This window comes from Oceanobacillus zhaokaii (assembly GCF_003352005.1).
Taxonomy (GTDB): domain Bacteria; phylum Bacillota; class Bacilli; order Bacillales; family Amphibacillaceae; genus Oceanobacillus; species Oceanobacillus zhaokaii.
The window spans coordinates 1,669,369-1,688,193 of sequence record NZ_CP024848.1 but is presented as its reverse complement, the minus strand read 5'-3'; the positions used below and the strand labels follow the sequence as shown (position 1 = coordinate 1,688,193).

Genomic DNA, 18,825 nt, shown 5'->3' with positions numbered 1-18,825 from the left:
TAGTATTGTGAATAGTCATGTAATTTAGCTTTGTTCATGTTCTTTCCTTTTCACATTCATTGCTACGTTATTTAGTACCCCCATAGAAATAAGTAAAACAAATAATGATGATCCACCATTACTTACGAAAGGTAATGGAACACCAGTTATCGGAAGTAAACCGCTGATTGCACCTAAATTGATACATGCTTGGATCCCGACCATTGAGGATATACCTATTGCCAGTAATGCCCCAAAGCTATCTTCGCTTTTCCTAGCAATAAAAATTCCCCTTAACACAATAATCGCTATTAAACCTATCACGATGATGACACCGATAAACCCTAGCTCTTCAGCAACTGTTGCCATAATAAAATCAGATTCCGCTTGGGTCAAGTATCCAAGCTTCTGTACACCTTGACCAAGTCCTACACCAGTAATTCCTCCAGTACCAATCGCTAAATACGATTGTATTAATTGATACCCATCAGAATCTGGAGTTTCAAAAGGCTGGTATGCACCGGTAAACCTTGATAGTCGTTCATCTGTCACCATATACGGTATAGCTAAAATAACCAGTCCAACTCCCAAAGCAATTAGGAGTGACAAATGCTTGAATCTTATACCTGAGCTGAAAATAACAGAACAAGCAATTAGAAAGATAATCGAAGCTGTACCAATATCCGGCTGTAAGACGACTAAAGCTAAGACTATCCCTGTCATGATTAGTGGGGGCAATACACCTTTAGAAAAATTATCTAGGTAGGATTGCTTTTTTGAATATACAGAGGCTAAATACATAATCAATGCTATTTTTGCAAATTCTGCTGGTTGGAGACTGAAAGGGCCAATTCTAAACCATGATTTTGCATTATTTACCACAGCTCCAAAAATCAAAACAGCAAGTAATAGTAAAATAACGCCAAAAATAATCGGTTTTATTAATTTTTGATAATGCCTGTATGGAAATATACTAGTTACAGTAAATCCAACTAGCCCAATTGCAAACCACATTGCCTGCCGCTTAAGGTAGTAAGTACTTTCCAACCCCTCAACAACAGCTGATACCATACTTGCACTGTATATCATCACAAGACCGAAAGCAGTTAAAAGTAATGGTGTAATTATTAATGTAAAATCATAATCTCTTAATCTCTGAATCATCTTACTTCTCCCTACTAAATATGTATTTATTAGAAAACTTGGTTGTCACCAGAATTATCGGTGACAGCCATGGCTGCACTTATGTAGTAAGAACGTTTTTTATACTTTCCTAACTAATAAGAGGAAGTTCTAATCGTTTACAACATGGCAATGTGAATAATCACTTGTCCGATTGATACATATTTATTATAAGTACCTGTATCCCTGAAGCAACAATTTGCGAACTCCTTCGCCTATTTTCAAAATAGTTTGATAAGTTGAGATGAATTAGAAATTTTTATTAGTATAACACATTTATGTAAATAGTGTAATATTTTAAATTTATTATTCTAATTTCATCATTCAAAATTCGATAAAGGCCCATTTTTTAAGTGATAGGCCTAGTTTTGTTACGTTGTAATAGTCAACTATTTTACTTATTAAAATCAAGTATCTTAGACAAAAAAACCTTGCCATGTTCCTTTAGGGCAAAGTTTTTGCTAATAATTCTAACGCCGAAATGCATGTTTAATGTTCACAAAGCCGTTTGTGATGCTTCATGCAATATATTAAGCTTCTTCTCTAAGTTATCAAGAAGGGCCTTACCTTCATTCTCATCAATTAATTGTAAGCGAACTGCAAAATCTATTTCTCTAGAAAGTCCAAACATTTGCGTATCCAAAACATCTTCATAAACAGGACATTGTGGCATTGTTAAGTTTTGAATTTGAACCTCTATAAGTCGTAAAATCTTGTCTGCGTCAGCCTTTAGAAGGGCATAGGCGTTTTCACGATGATTTATAGTTACCTCCGGCATCAATTTAGATCATCCCCTCCGATAAACACTCTCTTTTATATTATATTATCGTTAGATATAAGAAAATGCAAATGATATAAAGTGAAATATTTTATTAGGTCTGGTATTCTTGACAAAGATACATACATTATTAGGGGGAAAAGAAAATGATTGTGCCAATTACTGGAAAAGTGAATTATTCAATAACACTAGATCCGACTGTTTGGATTTTTGATGATCGAAAAATAAAATTTGAAGAAGCCTTTAATCAGCCATTGCCTGCTTCTAGTAAAAATAATGAGCTTGAAGAAGCTTCACAAAGATGGGAACGAGCAATTAATCCACCCGTAAATAAAGGAATAACACGATTAGAAGGAGAAGAAATCTTAAAGCATTCGTACGTGATGCCGATAAAAGATTTTATTAGAAATGCAGAAATCCAGTCAGATGCTGTAAATGCAATACTAGTTATTAATGATGATCAACAAGATACCATTACAATTACATTAAAGGAATTAGAAGACAGTTATTTGCAATTCGCAATGAATGGCAAACCATTAAAAGATGGCCCTGTATATTTCTTCTATCAAGATGGGTCAAATAAAGACAATCCAATTAAAAATGTAAAAAAGATTATCATTAATTAGATTCTAACTAGCTGTTACTATTATTAGTCACAGCTTTTTTAATATTACTCGTTAACAGTCCATTTTCACTTTAGTTCTTCTAATTACCGTATATTTTTTCCTATTCCAACCAAAATAACAATATCGAAAGTTATTAGGAGGGAAAATAAAATGAGATTATATTTAAGTATCTTCTTTATCATAACTACATTTTTTATTACTGGTTGTGCAGACACAAATGAAAATTCCCTTGCACCTAAGTCACATAATGATGATCAATTGATGCAGGTCAAGAATTCCTCGCCTACAGAATTACAGAATCTATCCAATGGCGAAATCGCCGACCATTTAGCGCATCTTGCGGCCGAAGTACCTGATGTAAACGGTGCCTCCGCTGTCGTCGCCGGCCCATATGCTGTTGTAGGTATAGATGTAGATAAAGATCTTGATCGGACACGCGTAGGATCCATCAAATATTCAGTATCGGAGGCACTTTATCATGACCCGTACGGAAAATCTGCTGTAGTTGTAGCTGACGCAGATGCAACGGAAAGAATTCGTGGAATGGCAGATAAAATTCAACAAGGTTATCCTGTTCAAGGCATTGTAGATGAGCTAGCAGCGATTGTCGGAAGATTTATGCCTGAATTTCCGGTTAACGAAAATCAACCAACTGAGCCAGATCAAAATAAGCAATCGATTCCTCAAGGGGATAGGAGCAAATTAAAAGACGTGGAAGATGAACAATCGAACCACCATAAAGATAATTGACCATACCAAATCAGAATAGTATAAAATAGTTAGTAGCCAGGAAACATTTTATCCTGGCTACTAACTATTTACCATAATTAATCTTCTTCTTTTTTTTCATTATAATACTGTACACCAAATTGGGAACCTTCTGACACCATTTTTGAATTTTCTAATTGAGCCTGATCCATACTTGGTGCTTCATCTGGAACGCCAGCATTATCAAATGTTGAGTATTGATCTTGCTTATTCAACACCTTGTTTTTCAGACTTTGAAAGTTCTCTTTTAGTTTTTCTCTATTTCCCTTCTCTTTTAAATAGTACCCCGCAACCGATGCACCGATTGCGCTTACTGCACCAATGCTTGAAAATAAATAACGTTTTTTCATAATATCATCCCTTCTTTAAAAAGAGCATTTGTACTTATCTTCCCCGTTTGATCTATTTTAAAACGTCCACATATCGCATCTTTTTTTAAGTTTTAAGATAAGATGATTTCCACTGATAGTTGTTATCCATCCTTTATGCTATACTTATTAACATACTTTTCTAGTTAGAGGTGACAGTTATGCAAGTAAAATGCTCGCTTTGTGATCAAATAGATGTCATTGATGATAATGCCACGAAGGCTAAACGATTAAGAAATCGTCGAATTTATATGTATTTATGTAAATCTTGTTATGATAGAATCGAATATAAGACAACACAACGTCATGAAACAGGTAATTTCCGTTTATATCGGGAAAAGAAAAAACCTGATGATTTCTTTTAATCAATAGAACAATATACATGCATAGAAAATGCCAAGAAATCTTGGCATTTTCTATGCATTATTTTTTTTATCCTTACGTTGGAGATGAAGCCTGGTCCGATAGATTGCAAGCACGATAATGATAATAATCAAACTTTCCGTCATTGGCATTCTCAAAATACTGAAAATCGTTATAATATATGTACCAACAAAGAGCATAGCATAAACAAAAATATTTTTTAAAAGAGTTAGCTTTCTTGCAAAACCTAGTTTAAACGCAATTGCTGCAAGAATAAGATTCATAAAATAGAATATCCAGAAAATATTTTTCGTACCATTGTTATCTACAATCAAATCAAAAAACATACTTAATCTCTTCCCCCATTTCATATCAAATGATGCTTCAGACCAATTCATTTTTCTATTTATTGAACTAGAATTACGCTGCTTACTGAACAAATAAATGCATTCAACTAACTTAAAACAATTCAAACTCTTTGTATATCATACTAAAACTTCTCTTTCCCTGCCAGTAAAAGTAAAGGATTTCGAAAACTACATTTTGAATCCCTTTACATTTTAGGATATACTAAAATTATTAAGATACTAAATTCAATTAAATAACTGCTTTTATTTATAAAAAATGAGGTGCTAATTACGTGAAAAAAGTAAATGTTCTTATGTTGTTGCTTTCTATCCTAGTAATCGTGATGTTCCTAGGAGTAGGATTGTCAATTGCATTACGTAACATCTGGCTTATCCTGTTATTTTTAATTTTAGGGTTCTCCCTGATGTCTATAGGCTTAGCAAGAAAAAAGAAAGTGACATGAGTCACTTTCTTCCTTTCTTAAGATACATGATAATGTCCTGTTGCAGATTTGGATTACAAGTCAATACAGAATTCTTTGCCAGCATATTCAGCTTCGCACCATCAATATCAGTTGTCACTCCGCCAACTTCATTGACAATTACTATTCCTGCTGCAATATCCCACGGAGCAAGACTCATCGTTAAATACCCATTAACAATTCCTTCTGCTACATATGCAAATTCGAGTGCTGCAGAGCCATATGTTCTACTTCCTCTTATGTTACGAACAAACTGCTGCATTACCTTCTCATCGACTAGACGGTTGTCACATAACCAAAAATGATTTAACCCAATAATTGCTTCATCAAACTTTACATTCTGCTTCAATGGTGCTAATTTATTCTCGTTTTTATATGCGCCTTCCGTTCTTTTTGCATGATATAAAATATCAGCCATAACATCGTAAATTAATCCTATTTCACCAATTCCATCATGGTAAATCCCAACAGATATTGCAAAATTTCGCTTTTGATGGACAAAATTCATCGTTCCATCAATCGGATCAATTATCCATACTGTGCCATCTAAAGCGGTGAGTTTATCACCATATCCTTCTTCACCAATAATAAAGTGTTCAGGGTAGTTTTGATTTATTTTTTCTACAAAATATGCTTCTGTTTCTTTATCCATCGTTGTGACAAGATCATTTGGATTTGATTTAGTATCAATAACTAGTGGGTCATCGATTTTTGTTCTAATATTTTTACCTGCTTCTAATACCCATTCTTTTGCTTGATTATATATCGCATTTCTTACATCTGTATTCATCCATCTACCCCCATTTACCTGATACTTAATATTGTATCAAATAGAATGAAGTGCGTCATATTAATCTATCCTGAATCAGATTTTATACTTCATTTTCTATTTCAAGCATCTGGCTTCTTAGTGATTCTAGTCGTTCTTTTGTTTTTATTATTTGAATGCTATCTTTTTCCTGCATCGCATCATATAATGTAACTAGCTCGTAATCAATTTCCATTCGAATTACCGGCAGCTTTTCTTCCGCTTCTTTTCTTTTTAATGCTTCCATAACATATTTCACTTCGTTCACAACCTTTCGTTTAGCTCTATACCATCGATTTTACTTTCTTATATTTTATGATTTACTCTGTGATTCGTTCATTCAATTTTCAGAAATCAGTTATTTATTTTATATCTTTTCCCAATTTGGGCCGTATTTAAACATAGCTTCCTTTATTATTTCCTTGAAACAGTTGATATTGCTTGACTTTCCCTAATCAATACTTAATAATTATCATTACATTTTCAATTTATTGGAAGGTGAATAATTTGGCTTTTACAGGTTTTATAAAGCATGATTTCGATACGTTTCAACTCAACGAGCTGGATACGAGAATGGAAGCTATCCAGACAAGAATTCAGCCTAAATTTCAAGAAATTGGTAGTGAATTAGTAGATTACCTATCTGCTCAATTAGGAAATGAAGTATATTTACATATTGCTAGACATGCTAGAAGAACAGTGAACCCACCAAATGATACATGGTTAGCAATTGCTGATAATAAACGCGGGTACAAACAACATCCACATTTTCAGGTTGGTTTATTTGATGACCATGTATTCGTCTGGATGGCACTTATTTATGAACTACCGTATAAAAGGGAAATTGCGAAATCACTAATCGAACATTTTGATGATATTAAGCAGCTGCCTAATAATTTCGTCGTTTCGATGGATCATATGAAGAAGGATTCTATTAATCTAAAAAAATTGCAGAAGAAACAACTGGAGAGATTCCGGGATGTGAAGAAAGCAGAATTTCTAATTGGTTTGCAGCTCCCCTTCGACGATACAAGAGTCACTGACGGTGATAAATTTATAAAAACTGTTAAAGATACATACGATAAACTGATTCCACTTTATCGTATTGCCCTTCAGTCTAGAATAACAAAGTGAGGCAGCGTTTTCAGCTGCCTCACTTTGTTTAAAATTTCCAAGCATTCCTAATACTATCTGCTTCAGAAACAATGGACCGAATTAACTCATCAACAGTTGGTATATCATGGATTCTAACAGATGATTGCCCTGCCCAGCCAAATCCATTATTTAAATTTCCATCATAAATATATCGTTTATTCGCATCACCACTAATGTATTCTTTTATGGATTCATATCCTTGTTCTAATTTTTCAATTGCTAAAATATCCTCTGTCCATGAGTTTCTCAATGCCCTTGCAGGTGCACCTATAGAACGCTTTATTACTATCGTACTATTTTCATCTGCATCAACAATTGCCTGCTTGTAATCAGTATGTGCAGCTATACATTCCTTCGTAGCGATAAACCTCGTTCCCATTTCAATCCCCTCTGCACCTAAACTAAGAGCAGCCATGAGTCCCCTGCCATCAACAATTCCTCCAGATGCAATTACAGGTATTGATACATGATCAACAACCTCTGGAGTTAAGACAAAGGTTCCCAGATCATTCCTCCCTAGATGGCCACCACCTTCCTGCCCGACTACCATCACAGCATCTGCACCCAATTCCTCCGCCTTTTTCGCCTGTCGCTTAGCTGCTACCAGCACTAAGGTTTTGATATTATGACCTTTCGTTATTTCAATTACCGCTTTTGGATTTCCCCCAGTAACAGAGATAACTGGAACTTTCTCTTCAATTGCCACGTGAACCATCTCGACAAATGGTCTTCCATGTTGACCTATCGCAAAATTAACACCATATGGCTTAGTCGTTAAGCTTTTCACACGTTTAATTTCTTTTCTTAATTCATCTGGTCCAGGTAAGCTCATTGCAGTGATCTGTCCTAAGCCTCCTGCGTTGGAAACTGCTGCCGCTAAATCAGAATATGCTAAATAAGCAAGTCCACCCTGAATAATTGGATACTTAATATTTAATAATGTTGTTATCCTCGTATTAATTTTCATCTTAACTCACCTTCATCTCATGCATTTTATTTAATAATAACATGCCACATATGTAAATTCGATTATCTTACAAAACTGTTTTATAAAAGAAAAAACAGCTACATTATTTAATGTAACTGTTTTCATTATCAATCTATGAAAATAAATATTCAGATAATCATTTATTCAGTCAACGAATCCGTCTGAACTTTCTATTTAGCTGTATACTTATTATTATTTTTCACAGCTAGGACATGTACTATAAAGAGTTGTTACTTTTTCATCGTCATAGTTTTCAATAACTTGCTGACAATCTTGACAAATAATCGTTCCCATTAGCCCATCCCCTTTGCATTCTTTTTGATAACGTATTCATATTATAATATAACACATTTAATAAATCAACCTCCAATTAGTATAACATATTAAAAATTTTATTATGATTAAAGATATATATATTAGTGTATGACAGATTATAATGAATAATAATAATAAAAGTGCTATAACAACTTGTTACAGCACCTAAAATGACCTTCTATTGATTTACTTAAGAATTCAACGTTAATTTGTTAGAATTAAGTTTGGATCTACCACTTCATATCCACTTTCACGCAATCCCTTAATAATGTCTGCAAGTGCAGCTGCAGTCCATTCTCTGTCATGCATCAATAAATTGGCTCCGGGTTTAAGAAGTGAATAAGACACATCAACCTCTGGGCCTTCTCCAGTTATCATTGCGGTTGTTAGCTTATCTTTATCCATATAAGGCTCAAAATAATCATAACCATAGGTCCAGTTCATTAACACCATTCCTTCTTCCTTTACTACCTGCTTTGAGTAATCTGTATTAACACCATTTGGTGCACGGAAAAACTTTGGTCGTTCACCTATTATCTCTTCAATCCGATTATTCAATGAAACAATTTCTTCTTTTTGCTTCTCTTCTGAAATTGTTGTTAATAAAGGATGGTTATATGTATGGTTGCCAATCAAAAAACCCATGTCGTGAATTTTTTTTAATTGCTCTTTTCCCTCTGGGCTGTTGATAAAATGTCCATTAACAAAGAATATTGCACTTGCATCCAAAGATTTCAGAGTTTCAGCAATTTGTAATGAATATTTATCAGGGGCATCATCAAAGGTTAATAGTACAACATCTTCATTAATTTCATCTTTTATCGGAATAATCGATGAATCATCAGAAACTTGGTATGCCGCACTTACTTCCTCCACTTCCTCCTTCAGTTCATCCTCTTCCACTTTTGGTTTCTTTTCCTCTATAAATTCTTCCGTTTCACTATTTTGCTCTTGAACGTTTTTGCTCGGCTCATTCTTTTCAGCCTCACTCGGAATGGTTGGTTGTGATGCTGACTCACTGTTACATGCGGTTAAAATTAACATTGACATTACAATTAAAATGGTAATTACAACTTGTTTCACAAGCAAAGTCTCCTTCTGTTTAGAATAATTCAGTACTTTATCAATCTTTAACTTTAGTCTTAACATGTTTTACTTAATCCTAATAGATTCATAAAGTAATAGTGGAAGAATATTCCTATGCGTTTTTAATCTATATACCCTTTTCAGTAAATAAAAAACAAAAGGGATAGCTAAATTACTAGCTATCCCTTTAATAATTATTAATCATGCTTACATAATATGGATTGGTTTACCAAGCGCTACTTCTGCAGCTTCCATTGTAATTTCACCCAATGTTGGATGTGCATGGATTGTTAATGCGATATCTTCCGCAGTCATACCTGATTCAACAGCTAAGCTAAGTTCAGAAATCATATCACTAGCATTAGGTCCAGCGATTTGTCCACCAAGAACTAATCCGTCTTCTTTACGAGTAATAAGTTTCAAGAAACCATCGCTATTGTTTAGTGATAAAGCACGTCCATTTGCCGCAAATGGGAATTTACCAACTTTAACATCATATCCTGCATCTTTTGCTTGTTGCTCAGTCAAGCCAACTTGTGCAAGTTCTGGCTCTGTAAATGCAACCGCAGGCATACCGATATAATCAACTTCAGATTTCTCACCGCTAATTGCTTCAGCAGCAATTTTACCTTCATAAGATGCTTTATGCGCAAGTGGAAGACCTGGTACAATATCACCAATTGCATAGATATTTTCGATATTAGTACGAGATTGCTTATCTACTTTGATAAGACCCTTCTCATCCATTTCGATACCAACTTGTTCAAGACCAAGTTCTGAAGTATTTGGACGACGACCAACTGTTACTAATACATAATCAGCTTCTACAGTCTCTTCTTTACCTTTTACTTCATAAGTAACTTTTACACCATCAGCAGTTTCTTCTACACCTTTAGCCATTGCTTCTGTGACAATTGTTGCGCCTTTAGCTTTAAGACGTTTCTTAACTAATGCTGTCATTTGTTTCTCGAATCCGCCTAAGATATCTTTAGCACCTTCAAGGAATGTTACTTCTGTACCGAAGTTAGCATATGCTGATCCTAATTCACTACCAACATATCCAGCACCGATAACTACTAATTTCTTCGGTACTTCTTTCAAGTTAAGAGCTCCAGTTGAATCTAATACACGATCAGAGAACTTGAAAGTAGGGATTTCAATTGGTCGTGAACCAGTTGCAATAATACAGTTATTAAATTTATATGTTTGAGAAGAATTCTCATCCATTACTTTTACTGTATTTGCATCATGGAAATAGACTTCGCCTCTTACGATATCAACTTTATTCCCTTTAAGTAAACCTTCAACACCAGAAGTAAGTTTCTGAACAACGCTACCTTTCCACTCTTGAACCTTTGTGAAATCAACAGTAACATTTTCAGATTTAATTCCTAGTGCTTCGTTACCTGCCGCACTTTCAGCTGAATGCCCAGCAGAAATTAATGCCTTAGATGGGATACAGCCTACGTTTAAGCAAACCCCACCGATTGCACCTTTTTCAACAATTGTTACTTTTTGACCTAGTTGTGCTGCACGGATTGCAGCTACATAGCCACCAGGTCCAGCGCCAACAACTAACGTATCTACTTCGATTGGGAAATCTCCTACTACCATTCTTTTACGCCTCCATCATAATTAATTGTGGATCATTTAGTAATCGTTTGATTTGATTTAAAGCGTTTTGTGCTGTTGCACCATCAACGATACGATGATCAAAGCTAAGTGATAATGCAAGGACAGGAGCAATTACGATTTCACCATCTTTTACGATTGGCTTCTCAGCAATTCGCCCGATACCAAGAATACATGCTTCTGGGTAGTTAATTACAGGTGTAAACCATTGACCACCAGCAGAACCAATATTTGAAATGGTATTTGAAGCGCCTTTCATCTCATCTGGTGTAAGTTTACCATCACGAGCTTTAACTGCCAATTCATTTATCTCCTGAGAAATCTCAAAGATTGATTTGCGGTCAGCATTTTTAACAACTGGTACAAGTAATCCGCGATCTGTATCAGCAGCAATACCAACATTGTAATAATGTTTTTCAACGATTTCGTCAGTAGCATCATCAATATAAGAATTTAGAATTGGATATTTCTTAGATGCTGAAACTAAAGCTTTCACAACGTATGGCAAGAATGTTAATTTAATTCCTTGATCAGCTGCAACTGCTTTGAATTTCTTGCGGTGTGCAACTAATGCAGACACTTCCACGTCGTCCATTAATGTAACATGTGGTGCTTTTGATTTAGAGTTAACCATTGCTTTAGCAATAGCTTTACGAATACTTGTCATCTTTTCACGTGATTCAGGGTATTGACCTTCTGAAACAACTGGAGCTTGTTTAGAATCAGTGCTCTTATCAGTAGATTCCTCTGCTTGAGTAGCTTCTAAAGATTGGCCACCATTTAGATAATTGTCGATATCTTCTTTTAGAACACGACCATTTTTACCAGTACCTGAAACTGCTTGAATGTTCACATCGTTTTCACGAGCATATTTTCTAACAGAAGGCATTGCAATAACACGTTTGCCATCAGATTCTTCAGCTGGTGCCGATTCTGCTGCTGGTTTTTCTTCTGATTTCGTTTCAGCTTTAGGTGCTTCTTCCTTCGCTTCTTCAGCTGGTTCTTCGGATTCATATCCTTCAGCATCTAATGAAATAAATGTATTTCCAACAGTTGCTACTTCACCTTCTGCAACATGGATTTTCTTAACTGTACCATCTACTGGAGAAGGAATTTCAACGACAGCTTTATCGTTTTGAACCTCACATAGTGTATCGTCTTCTTTAACTTCATCGCCTTCATTTACGAACCACTTTACAATTTCACCTTCTGTGATTCCTTCACCAATATCTGGGAACTTAAATTCAAATGCCATTAATATTACCTCCTATCTCAAATTAAAAGTTTACAACAGCTTTAATTTTTTCAACGATATCTTGATGATTTGGCAACCATACTTCTTCTGCTTCTGAGAATGGATAAATCGTATCTGCAGCTGTAACTCTTAGTACTGGTGCTTCTAGATGTAAAATTGCTCTTTCTTGAATTTCTGCAACGATATTTGCTGCTATACCTGCTTGACGTTGTGCTTCTTGTACAACGACTGCACGACTTGTTTTCTTAACAGATTCCATTACTGTTTCATAATCAACTGGTGAAACAGTACGAAGGTCGATTACTTCAACATCAATACCTTCTTTTTCTAATTCTTCTGCAGCTTTTAATGATGAGTGAACCATTGCACCGTAAGCAACAACTGTTACATCTTTACCTTCACGTTTAACCGCTGCTTTACCAAGTTCAATTGTATATTCTTCTTCCGGAACTTCTTCACGGAATGAACGGTATAGTTTCATATGCTCTAGGAACACTACTGGATCATTATCACGAATAGATGAGATTAATAAACCTTTTGCTTCGTATGGTGTAGAAGGGATTACTACTTTAATTCCTGGTGTTTGAGCGATTAATCCTTCTAATGAGTCAGCATGCATTTCTGGAGTATGAACCCCGCCACCAAATGGCGCACGAACCGTAATTGGTTGGTTTTTTGTACCACCAGTACGGAAACGAATACGGTTCATTTGACCAGCTACAGAATCCATTACTTCAAATAAGAAACCGAAGAATTGGATTTCTGGTACTGGACGATATCCTTCTAATGCTAGTCCAATTGCAAGACCACCAATTCCTGATTCAGCAAGTGGAGTATCGAATACACGATCTTCACCGAATTCTTTTTGTAATCCTTCGGTAGCACGGAATACACCGCCGTTTTGACCAACGTCTTCACCAAAAACTAGCACGTTTTCGTCATTTTTAAGTTCATTACGCATTGCATCAGTTATTGCTTGGATCATTGTCATTTGTGCCATGAGTTATTTCGACTCCTTTGCTTGGTACTCTTCCATTTGCGCTTGCAAGTTCACTGGAAGTTCTTCATACATAAATCCGATCAAATCTGTTACTTTTTGTTTTGGAGCTTGGTCAGCTTTTTTAATAGCTTCTTTAATGTCGTTCTTCGCTTCTTCGATTACTTTTGTTTCTTCTTCTTCAGACCATAATTTCTTGCCTTCTAAGAATTTACGGAAACGAATAAGTGGATCTTTCTTTTCCCATTCTGAATTTAATTCATCAGAACGATAACGAGTTGGATCATCACCAGACATTGTATGTGGACCATAACGATATGTTAATGTTTCGATTAATGTTGGACCTTCACCATTGATTGCGCGTTCACGAGCATGCTTTGTTGCTGCATAAACAGCTAACACGTCCATTCCGTCAACTTGAATTCCTTCAATACCTGCTGCAATTGCTTTCTGCGCTAAAGTTTTAGCTGAAGTTTGTTTTTCTCTTGGTACAGAAATAGCAAATCCGTTATTTTGCGCAATAAAAATTGCTGGAGCTTTATATGCACCTGCAAAGTTCATACCTTCATAGAAATCACCTTGTGATGTACCACCATCACCAGTCCAAGTAACTGCAACAGCTTGTTTACCACGTTTCTTAATTCCTAGTGCAACTCCTGCTGCTTGTACATATTGTGCACCAATAATAATTTGCGGAAATAACGCTCTTACATCTTCAGGGAATTGCCCACCAGCAAAATGTCCTCTTGACCATAGGAATGCTTGATGTAATGGAAGTCCTTGCCAAATTAATTGTGGAACATCACGGTAACCTGGCAATAAGAAATCCTCTTTTTCTAATGCAAAATGGCTACCTAGTTGTGAAGCTTCTTGACCAGCTGTTGGAGCATAGAACCCTAAACGTCCTTGACGGTTAAGTGCAATAGAACGTTGATCTAATACACGTGTATATACCATGCGGCGCATTAACTCTTTTAATTCCTCATCTGATAGTTCAGGCATATCTGCTTTATTAACAATTTTTCCATCTTCATTAAGAATTTGGAATGTTTCGAACTGATTTTCAACACTCTCTAATACGTGTTTCAAAATAGTCACCTATCCTTTCTATCCCAAAAAATATTTTCTTTGATAGCTTTCCCAACTAACAAAAACTAAAACTAAAAAAACCTCTATATTTGTTGTACCCTTTTAAACTTTATTAACACTTATGTGATTTCAATAAACTGTTATATTATTAAGTATCAGTTTGAATGGTACAATCATGAATACAAACTCATGATAGACTATTTTCTCTATGTCGTCAATACTAATGTGCTGTATACTATTCAACAATGTAAGGTGTTACAATTTTAATCTTGAATGATTAATCATTATACCTTCTGTTGTTATATTACACTATCAACATTGTTATAATACATTAAATCTACTTAGAAAACTTGGTTGCACTTATATGCTGAAATAGTTTTTATGCTATCTTGTTCTGGGCAATAAAAAGAGGACTGAACCCGAGTTTCAGCCCTCACTATTATTCATCCTCATAGGTTACATTCATATCAGCGAGTATGTAAAATTCTTTCTTTAATGCATTATACTCTGTTGTATATTTATTAAAATTCTTATTCTCATCTAATATCTTTTGATAGCTTTCATTAATTTGATTAATTTGCTCTGTTAATGTCTCCTGCTCTAAATCCTCTTGTTGTAACAGCGAATATAATTCTTTCTCTTGTTCCAGCGACTGTGTATAAGCCTCATGCAACTTGTCATATGAATCGTATCGATTCTCCATCATTTCGTACATTTTATTCGCCTCTTGTTTTAACTCTTTATCTTCCAGCTCATCAATCAATGGACGTGTTTTATTAAATTCTTCTCTTGATGCATCGATACTTTCTTTTTCCAGCTTAATTTTTTCTGTTCTTTCATCGATAATGCCAGTTGCTTTTTTAGCTAGCTCTTTAATTTTATCAAATTCATCCATTCCTAAATCGATAATTTGACTATATATTTCTTGCTCCTGCATTTCTAATTCTGTAATACTTTCTTGTTGCGATTCAAATCCCTCTTCTAAGTTTACTGCTTCTTCTAAATGATTATGTATTTGTACCTGTGTTGATTCACCACTACATGCTGAAAGAAATACAATAAATAGCATCATAGCAATCCCAATTAGCATTGAACCGTTCCACTTCATCCAAGCACCCTCCTTCATCATGTTGCTTCAATAATATGTTTTACAGTATAACATAAAACATTCAAAAAACGATTTACAATCTTATATACATTATATCCTAGTGTAAAATAAATGATTAAAACCTATAACCTATGTTAAAATAATATGATATATACTGTAGCTTTATGTAATTAGAAATTTGATTGTCCTTTGTTAGCAACTAAGGAGGTTAGGGGATTTTCACTAGTCGCTGGGATCTGAGGGAAAATTTTTAAAAAAAGTTATCCACGGTCCTAATCTATAATAACTACCGAAACATTGAAAAAGGAGTATGAATCATGATAACCATGAAAGACATCGTTCGTGAAGGACATCCTTCATTAGAAAAAGTAGCAAAAGAAGTAGAGCTACCTCTTCGTGATGAGGATAGACAGCTTCTGCTTGATATGATTACCTTCTTGAAAAATAGTCAAGATGATGAAATCGCAGCTAAATACGACCTGCGAGCAGGTGTTGGATTAGCAGCACCACAGCTTGGAATTGAGAAACGATTAATTGCAGTTTACTTTGAGGATACAGATGGAAATCTATATAATTATGGCTTAGTCAATCCTAAAATCATTAGCCATTCAGTCGAACAATCCTATTTGGCTAGTGGTGAAGGTTGTCTTTCCGTTGATCGCCCTGTAGAAGGTTATGTACCTCGTCACGCCAGAATAACTGTCAAGGCAACAGATTTAAATGGTAATCCAGTGAAACTTAGATTAAAAGGCTACCCAGCTATTGTTTTTCAACATGAAATTGATCATTTAAACGGTGTAATGTTCTATGACCACATTAATAAGGAAGTACCTTATGCTATCCCAGATAACTCAACTGTGATTGAATAATTAAGACATAACTTACTAATAATTATTGCTTGGCAGATTAGGGGGGTTAAAAATACTTTCTAATTGTATAAGCAGAATTATTCTTTTAAAAAGTGCCGTTGATCGGCACTTTTTTCGTTTTAGCCCCTTCATTACTAAAAATGAATAATAATTATTTCTCTGCAAAACATAATCATATCAACAAATACCATAGATATTTAAACTTATTTTTAAGATAAATAATGGATTTGTATTTCAAATTTCCTCAAATCGTACTATACTGTAGTTAAGAGGGATTGGATCGGTAGATGTTTATGTTGCTTTTCTTAAATATTTGGAAGGAGACGTGCATGATTATGCTGAAGCGCCTAAAAGAAAAGCTAAAGAAACGCTGGAAGGAATTTTTAGGCAAAGAAGGACGTGTACCTACTACTTTTAAAAAAGACTATCATTGATATCACCAATCACAACGAATTAAGTATTATTAGAAAAGTAAGGTTTAACCAAGCTTTTTGGTGATAACCTTAGTTGCACTTATGTAGTAAGAAAGTTTTTATACTTTCTTACTACCAATCTAAACTGGTTATGTTACGGAAGCATAATAGGCTTATTTTGGTATGGCTACGGAAAATTTTATCATCTAATTTACAGAACTATTTGAGCTATCACATTTAGTGACTAGCTTTATTAAACAATCAAAGATAAAAAAGTATTAGAATTAGGTCAGGAGAGATGGAATGATTTATAAAGTATTATATCAAGAATTTATGGGCGAGACCCCTGTTCGTGAAAAAACAAAAAGTATTTATGTAGAAGCAGATTCAGTGCGCGAAGTCCGCAAAAAATTAAACGATCGCAACTATAATATCGAGTTAATCCAAGCATTGGATGCTGCACATCTGGAATATGAACAAAAATCCGAAAATTTTGAATTGGAGAATATTTAATTATGAAATTTGTTAAAAACGATCAAACAGCTGTATTCGCACTTGGTGGACTGGGTGAAATCGGTAAAAATACGTATGGCGTACAATTCCAGGATGAAATTATTTTAATTGATGCAGGGGTTAAATTCCCTGAGGATGAATTACTTGGAATCGACTACGTAATTCCAGATTATACCTATATCGTTCAAAACCAAGATAAAATTAAAGGTTTATTTATTACTCATGGACACGAGGATCATATTGGTGGCATCCCATTCCTATTACGTGAGGTAAATATTCCCATTTATGCAGGAAAACTCGCAATCGGATTAATTAGAAATAAATTAGATGAACATGGTTTATTAAGAACTGCAAAATTAAATATTGTACAAGAAGATGATATTATTAAATTCCGTAAAACTTCCGTAAGCTTTTTCCGTACTACACACAGTATCCCAGATGCATATGGTGTTGTCGTTAAAACACCACCTGGTAGTATTGTTCATACTGGAGATTTCAAATTTGACTTCACTCCAGTTGGCGAACCAGCGAATCTAGCAAAAATGGCCGAAATTGGTAAAGATGGTGTACTTTGCTTACTTTCTGACAGTACAAATAGTGAGGTACCTGGTTATACAATGTCGGAAAGTGTTGTAGGTGAAAGTATCAATGATATTTTCAGTCGAGCAGATGGCAGACTTATCTTCGCCACCTTCGCTTCTAATATTTATCGATTACAACAAGTCATAGAATCGGCTATTAAGTATAATCGTAAGGTTGCAGTCTTCGGCAGAAGCATGGAGTCGGCTATCACTCTAGGTCTTGAGCTTGGTTATATTCAAGCACCAAAAGAAACCTTTATTGATGCACACCAGCTTAATCGTCTGCCAGCCAATGAAGTAACTATTCTTTGCACAGGTTCACAAGGTGAATCGATGGCAGCCTTATCAAGAATTGCAAATGGTACACATAGACAAATCCAATTAATTCCTGGAGACACTGTCGTATTCTCATCTTCACCAATCCCTGGAAATACGGTTAGTGTATCAAGAATCATAAATAAATTATATCGTGCTGGAGCTGAAGTTATTCATGGTAAATTAAACAATGTTCATACTTCAGGACATGGTTCACAAGAAGATCAAAAATTAATGCTGCGATTAATTCAACCTAAATTCTTCCTGCCGATCCACGGGGAGTACCGGATGTTTAAAGAGCATGAGAAATTAGCAGTAGCATGCGGTGTTGATCCTGATAATGTTTTCATTATGGATAATGGAGATGTATTGGCTTTAGGAAAAGAGCAAGGTGAAATAGCAGGTAAAATTCCTTCTGGTTCTATTTATGTTGATGGTAGCGGTATTGGCGACATCGGTAATATCGTCTTACGCGATCGTCGTATCCTTTCTGAAGAAGGTTTAGTAATTGTTGTTGTTAGTATTAATATGAAAGAATTTAGAATCGCGGCAGGTCCGGATATAATATCTCGTGGGTTCGTTTATATGAGAGAATCCGAAGACTTAATAAATGAAGCACAGAAGCTTGTTTCAAGTCATTTATCTAAAGTAATGGAGAGAAAAACCACTCAATGGTCAGAAATAAAAAATGAAATTACTGATACCATTGCACCATTCCTTTACGAAAAAACGAAACGCCGTCCAATGGTATTACCGATTATTATGGAAGTTTAATCTTTAAAAAACCTGAGTTTTAAATAAACTCAGG

At 35.0% G+C, this 18,825-nt stretch carries 22 protein-coding genes; 8 read left to right on the top strand and 14 right to left on the bottom strand.

The window, feature by feature from the left end:
- Window positions 1-24 precede the first annotated feature (24 nt).
- Both ftsW and CUC15_RS08570 read right to left on the bottom strand, forming a co-directional pair.
- Window positions 25-1,143: a putative lipid II flippase FtsW gene (gene ftsW, locus CUC15_RS08575; RefSeq protein WP_114916258.1), complete on the bottom strand. Its 1,119-nt coding sequence runs from the start codon at window positions 1,141-1,143 to the stop codon at window positions 25-27.
- Window positions 1,144-1,657: 514 nt separating this feature from the next.
- A complete protein-coding gene (locus tag CUC15_RS08570) occupies window positions 1,658-1,939 on the bottom strand; it encodes an Fpa/YlaN family protein (protein ID WP_114918419.1) in 282 nt (93 codons plus the stop codon).
- Between the two features lie 146 nt (window positions 1,940-2,085).
- Between CUC15_RS08570 and CUC15_RS08565 the strand changes: the two genes are divergently transcribed.
- Window positions 2,086-2,565, top strand: coding sequence for a hypothetical protein (locus CUC15_RS08565; protein ID WP_114916257.1), 480 nt, complete (start codon window positions 2,086-2,088; stop codon window positions 2,563-2,565).
- A 150-nt stretch (window positions 2,566-2,715) separates the two neighbouring features.
- Window positions 2,716-3,315 carry a YhcN/YlaJ family sporulation lipoprotein gene (locus tag CUC15_RS08560; protein ID WP_114916256.1) on the top strand — a complete coding sequence of 200 codons (600 nt, stop codon included), beginning with the start codon at window positions 2,716-2,718 and terminating at the stop codon, window positions 3,313-3,315.
- A gap of 77 nt (window positions 3,316-3,392) precedes the next feature.
- On the opposite strand, the gene CUC15_RS08555 is transcribed toward CUC15_RS08560, so the two are convergent.
- Window positions 3,393-3,683, bottom strand: a complete 291-nt coding sequence (locus CUC15_RS08555; protein WP_114916255.1) for a hypothetical protein — start codon at window positions 3,681-3,683, stop codon at window positions 3,393-3,395.
- A gap of 179 nt (window positions 3,684-3,862) precedes the next feature.
- On the opposite strand from CUC15_RS08555, the gene CUC15_RS08550 reads away from it, so the two are divergent.
- Window positions 3,863-4,066, top strand: a complete 204-nt coding sequence (locus CUC15_RS08550; RefSeq protein ID WP_114916254.1) for a YlaI family protein — start codon at window positions 3,863-3,865, stop codon at window positions 4,064-4,066.
- Between the two features lie 51 nt (window positions 4,067-4,117).
- Here the strand turns inward: CUC15_RS08550 and CUC15_RS08545 are convergent, their stop codons facing one another.
- A complete protein-coding gene (locus tag CUC15_RS08545) occupies window positions 4,118-4,411 on the bottom strand; it encodes a YlaH-like family protein (protein ID WP_114916253.1) in 294 nt (97 codons plus the stop codon).
- Between the two features lie 293 nt (window positions 4,412-4,704).
- Here CUC15_RS08545 and CUC15_RS20065 point away from each other — a divergent pair, with 293 nt between their 5' ends.
- A complete protein-coding gene (locus tag CUC15_RS20065; protein ID WP_162800289.1) occupies window positions 4,705-4,875 on the top strand; it encodes a DUF5325 family protein in 171 nt (56 codons plus the stop codon).
- A 1-nt stretch (window position 4,876) separates the two neighbouring features.
- Here the strand turns inward: CUC15_RS20065 and CUC15_RS08540 are convergent, their stop codons facing one another.
- Complete coding sequence (locus CUC15_RS08540; protein WP_114916252.1) at window positions 4,877-5,683, bottom strand: inositol monophosphatase family protein; 807 nt, start codon at window positions 5,681-5,683, stop codon at window positions 4,877-4,879.
- Between the two features lie 82 nt (window positions 5,684-5,765).
- The gene (locus tag CUC15_RS08535) at window positions 5,766-5,960 is read right to left on the bottom strand and encodes a hypothetical protein (protein ID WP_114916251.1); all 195 of its coding nucleotides are present in this window, start codon (window positions 5,958-5,960) and stop codon (window positions 5,766-5,768) included.
- Window positions 5,961-6,208: 248 nt separating this feature from the next.
- On the opposite strand from CUC15_RS08535, the gene CUC15_RS08530 reads away from it, so the two are divergent.
- A complete protein-coding gene (locus CUC15_RS08530) occupies window positions 6,209-6,835 on the top strand; it encodes a YktB family protein (RefSeq protein ID WP_114916250.1) in 627 nt (208 codons plus the stop codon).
- A 28-nt stretch (window positions 6,836-6,863) separates the two neighbouring features.
- On the opposite strand, the gene CUC15_RS08525 is transcribed toward CUC15_RS08530, so the two are convergent.
- The 8 genes from CUC15_RS08525 to CUC15_RS08490 form a co-directional block, all read right to left on the bottom strand.
- Window positions 6,864-7,823: an NAD(P)H-dependent flavin oxidoreductase gene (locus CUC15_RS08525; protein WP_114916249.1), complete on the bottom strand. Its 960-nt coding sequence runs from the start codon at window positions 7,821-7,823 to the stop codon at window positions 6,864-6,866.
- Window positions 7,824-8,036: 213 nt separating this feature from the next.
- Complete coding sequence (locus CUC15_RS08520) at window positions 8,037-8,138, bottom strand: GapA-binding peptide SR1P (protein WP_114916248.1); 102 nt, start codon at window positions 8,136-8,138, stop codon at window positions 8,037-8,039.
- Between the two features lie 225 nt (window positions 8,139-8,363).
- Window positions 8,364-9,242 carry a polysaccharide deacetylase family protein gene (locus tag CUC15_RS08515; protein WP_242985979.1) on the bottom strand — a complete coding sequence of 293 codons (879 nt, stop codon included), beginning with the start codon at window positions 9,240-9,242 and terminating at the stop codon, window positions 8,364-8,366.
- Between the two features lie 210 nt (window positions 9,243-9,452).
- A complete protein-coding gene (gene lpdA, locus CUC15_RS08510) occupies window positions 9,453-10,859 on the bottom strand; it encodes a dihydrolipoyl dehydrogenase (RefSeq protein WP_114916247.1) in 1,407 nt (468 codons plus the stop codon).
- Window positions 10,860-10,863: 4 nt separating this feature from the next.
- The gene (locus CUC15_RS08505) at window positions 10,864-12,132 is read right to left on the bottom strand and encodes a dihydrolipoamide acetyltransferase family protein (RefSeq protein ID WP_114916246.1); all 1,269 of its coding nucleotides are present in this window, start codon (window positions 12,130-12,132) and stop codon (window positions 10,864-10,866) included.
- Between the two features lie 22 nt (window positions 12,133-12,154).
- Window positions 12,155-13,132, bottom strand: a complete 978-nt coding sequence (locus CUC15_RS08500; protein WP_114916245.1) for an alpha-ketoacid dehydrogenase subunit beta — start codon at window positions 13,130-13,132, stop codon at window positions 12,155-12,157.
- 3 nt (window positions 13,133-13,135) lie between these two features.
- Window positions 13,136-14,218, bottom strand: coding sequence for a pyruvate dehydrogenase (acetyl-transferring) E1 component subunit alpha (gene pdhA, locus CUC15_RS08495; RefSeq protein ID WP_114916244.1), 1,083 nt, complete (start codon window positions 14,216-14,218; stop codon window positions 13,136-13,138).
- Window positions 14,219-14,657: 439 nt separating this feature from the next.
- Window positions 14,658-15,326: a YkyA family protein gene (locus tag CUC15_RS08490; protein WP_114916243.1), complete on the bottom strand. Its 669-nt coding sequence runs from the start codon at window positions 15,324-15,326 to the stop codon at window positions 14,658-14,660.
- A 317-nt stretch (window positions 15,327-15,643) separates the two neighbouring features.
- Here CUC15_RS08490 and def point away from each other — a divergent pair, with 317 nt between their 5' ends.
- The 3 genes from def to rnjA all read left to right on the top strand — a co-directional run bounded on the left by def (window position 15,644) and on the right by rnjA (window position 18,791).
- Window positions 15,644-16,195 (top strand): peptide deformylase, encoded by a 552-nt coding sequence (def, locus tag CUC15_RS08485; protein ID WP_114916242.1) that lies wholly within the window; start codon window positions 15,644-15,646, stop codon window positions 16,193-16,195.
- 716 nt (window positions 16,196-16,911) lie between these two features.
- A complete protein-coding gene (locus CUC15_RS08480) occupies window positions 16,912-17,121 on the top strand; it encodes a DNA-dependent RNA polymerase subunit epsilon (protein WP_114916241.1) in 210 nt (69 codons plus the stop codon).
- 2 nt (window positions 17,122-17,123) lie between these two features.
- Entirely contained in the window at window positions 17,124-18,791 is a 1,668-nt protein-coding gene (gene rnjA / locus CUC15_RS08475) for a ribonuclease J1 (RefSeq protein ID WP_114916240.1), read from the top strand.
- The last annotated feature ends 34 nt before the right edge of the window (window positions 18,792-18,825 follow it).

Excerpts from the sequence above, each read along its gene's own strand:
- ftsW (WP_114916258.1), bottom strand. The coding sequence starts at position 1,143 with ATGATTCAGAGATTAAGAGATTATGATTTTACATTAATAATTACACCA.
- CUC15_RS08570 (WP_114918419.1), bottom strand. The coding sequence starts at position 1,939 with ATGCCGGAGGTAACTATAAATCATCGTGAAAACGCCTATGCCCTTCTA.
- CUC15_RS08565 (WP_114916257.1), top strand. The coding sequence starts at position 2,086 with ATGATTGTGCCAATTACTGGAAAAGTGAATTATTCAATAACACTAGAT.
- CUC15_RS08560 (WP_114916256.1), top strand. The coding sequence starts at position 2,716 with ATGAGATTATATTTAAGTATCTTCTTTATCATAACTACATTTTTTATT.
- CUC15_RS08555 (WP_114916255.1), bottom strand. The coding sequence starts at position 3,683 with ATGAAAAAACGTTATTTATTTTCAAGCATTGGTGCAGTAAGCGCAATC.
- CUC15_RS08550 (WP_114916254.1), top strand. The coding sequence starts at position 3,863 with ATGCAAGTAAAATGCTCGCTTTGTGATCAAATAGATGTCATTGATGAT.
- CUC15_RS08545 (WP_114916253.1), bottom strand. The coding sequence starts at position 4,411 with ATGTTTTTTGATTTGATTGTAGATAACAATGGTACGAAAAATATTTTC.
- CUC15_RS08540 (WP_114916252.1), bottom strand. The coding sequence starts at position 5,683 with ATGAATACAGATGTAAGAAATGCGATATATAATCAAGCAAAAGAATGG.
- CUC15_RS08525 (WP_114916249.1), bottom strand. The coding sequence starts at position 7,823 with ATGAAAATTAATACGAGGATAACAACATTATTAAATATTAAGTATCCA.
- CUC15_RS08520 (WP_114916248.1), bottom strand. The coding sequence starts at position 8,138 with ATGGGAACGATTATTTGTCAAGATTGTCAGCAAGTTATTGAAAACTAT.
- lpdA (WP_114916247.1), bottom strand. The coding sequence starts at position 10,859 with ATGGTAGTAGGAGATTTCCCAATCGAAGTAGATACGTTAGTTGTTGGC.
- CUC15_RS08505 (WP_114916246.1), bottom strand. The coding sequence starts at position 12,132 with ATGGCATTTGAATTTAAGTTCCCAGATATTGGTGAAGGAATCACAGAA.
- CUC15_RS08500 (WP_114916245.1), bottom strand. The coding sequence starts at position 13,132 with ATGGCACAAATGACAATGATCCAAGCAATAACTGATGCAATGCGTAAT.
- CUC15_RS08490 (WP_114916243.1), bottom strand. The coding sequence starts at position 15,326 with ATGAAGTGGAACGGTTCAATGCTAATTGGGATTGCTATGATGCTATTT.
- def (WP_114916242.1), top strand. The coding sequence starts at position 15,644 with ATGATAACCATGAAAGACATCGTTCGTGAAGGACATCCTTCATTAGAA.
- CUC15_RS08480 (WP_114916241.1), top strand. The coding sequence starts at position 16,912 with ATGATTTATAAAGTATTATATCAAGAATTTATGGGCGAGACCCCTGTT.
- rnjA (WP_114916240.1), top strand. The coding sequence starts at position 17,124 with ATGAAATTTGTTAAAAACGATCAAACAGCTGTATTCGCACTTGGTGGA.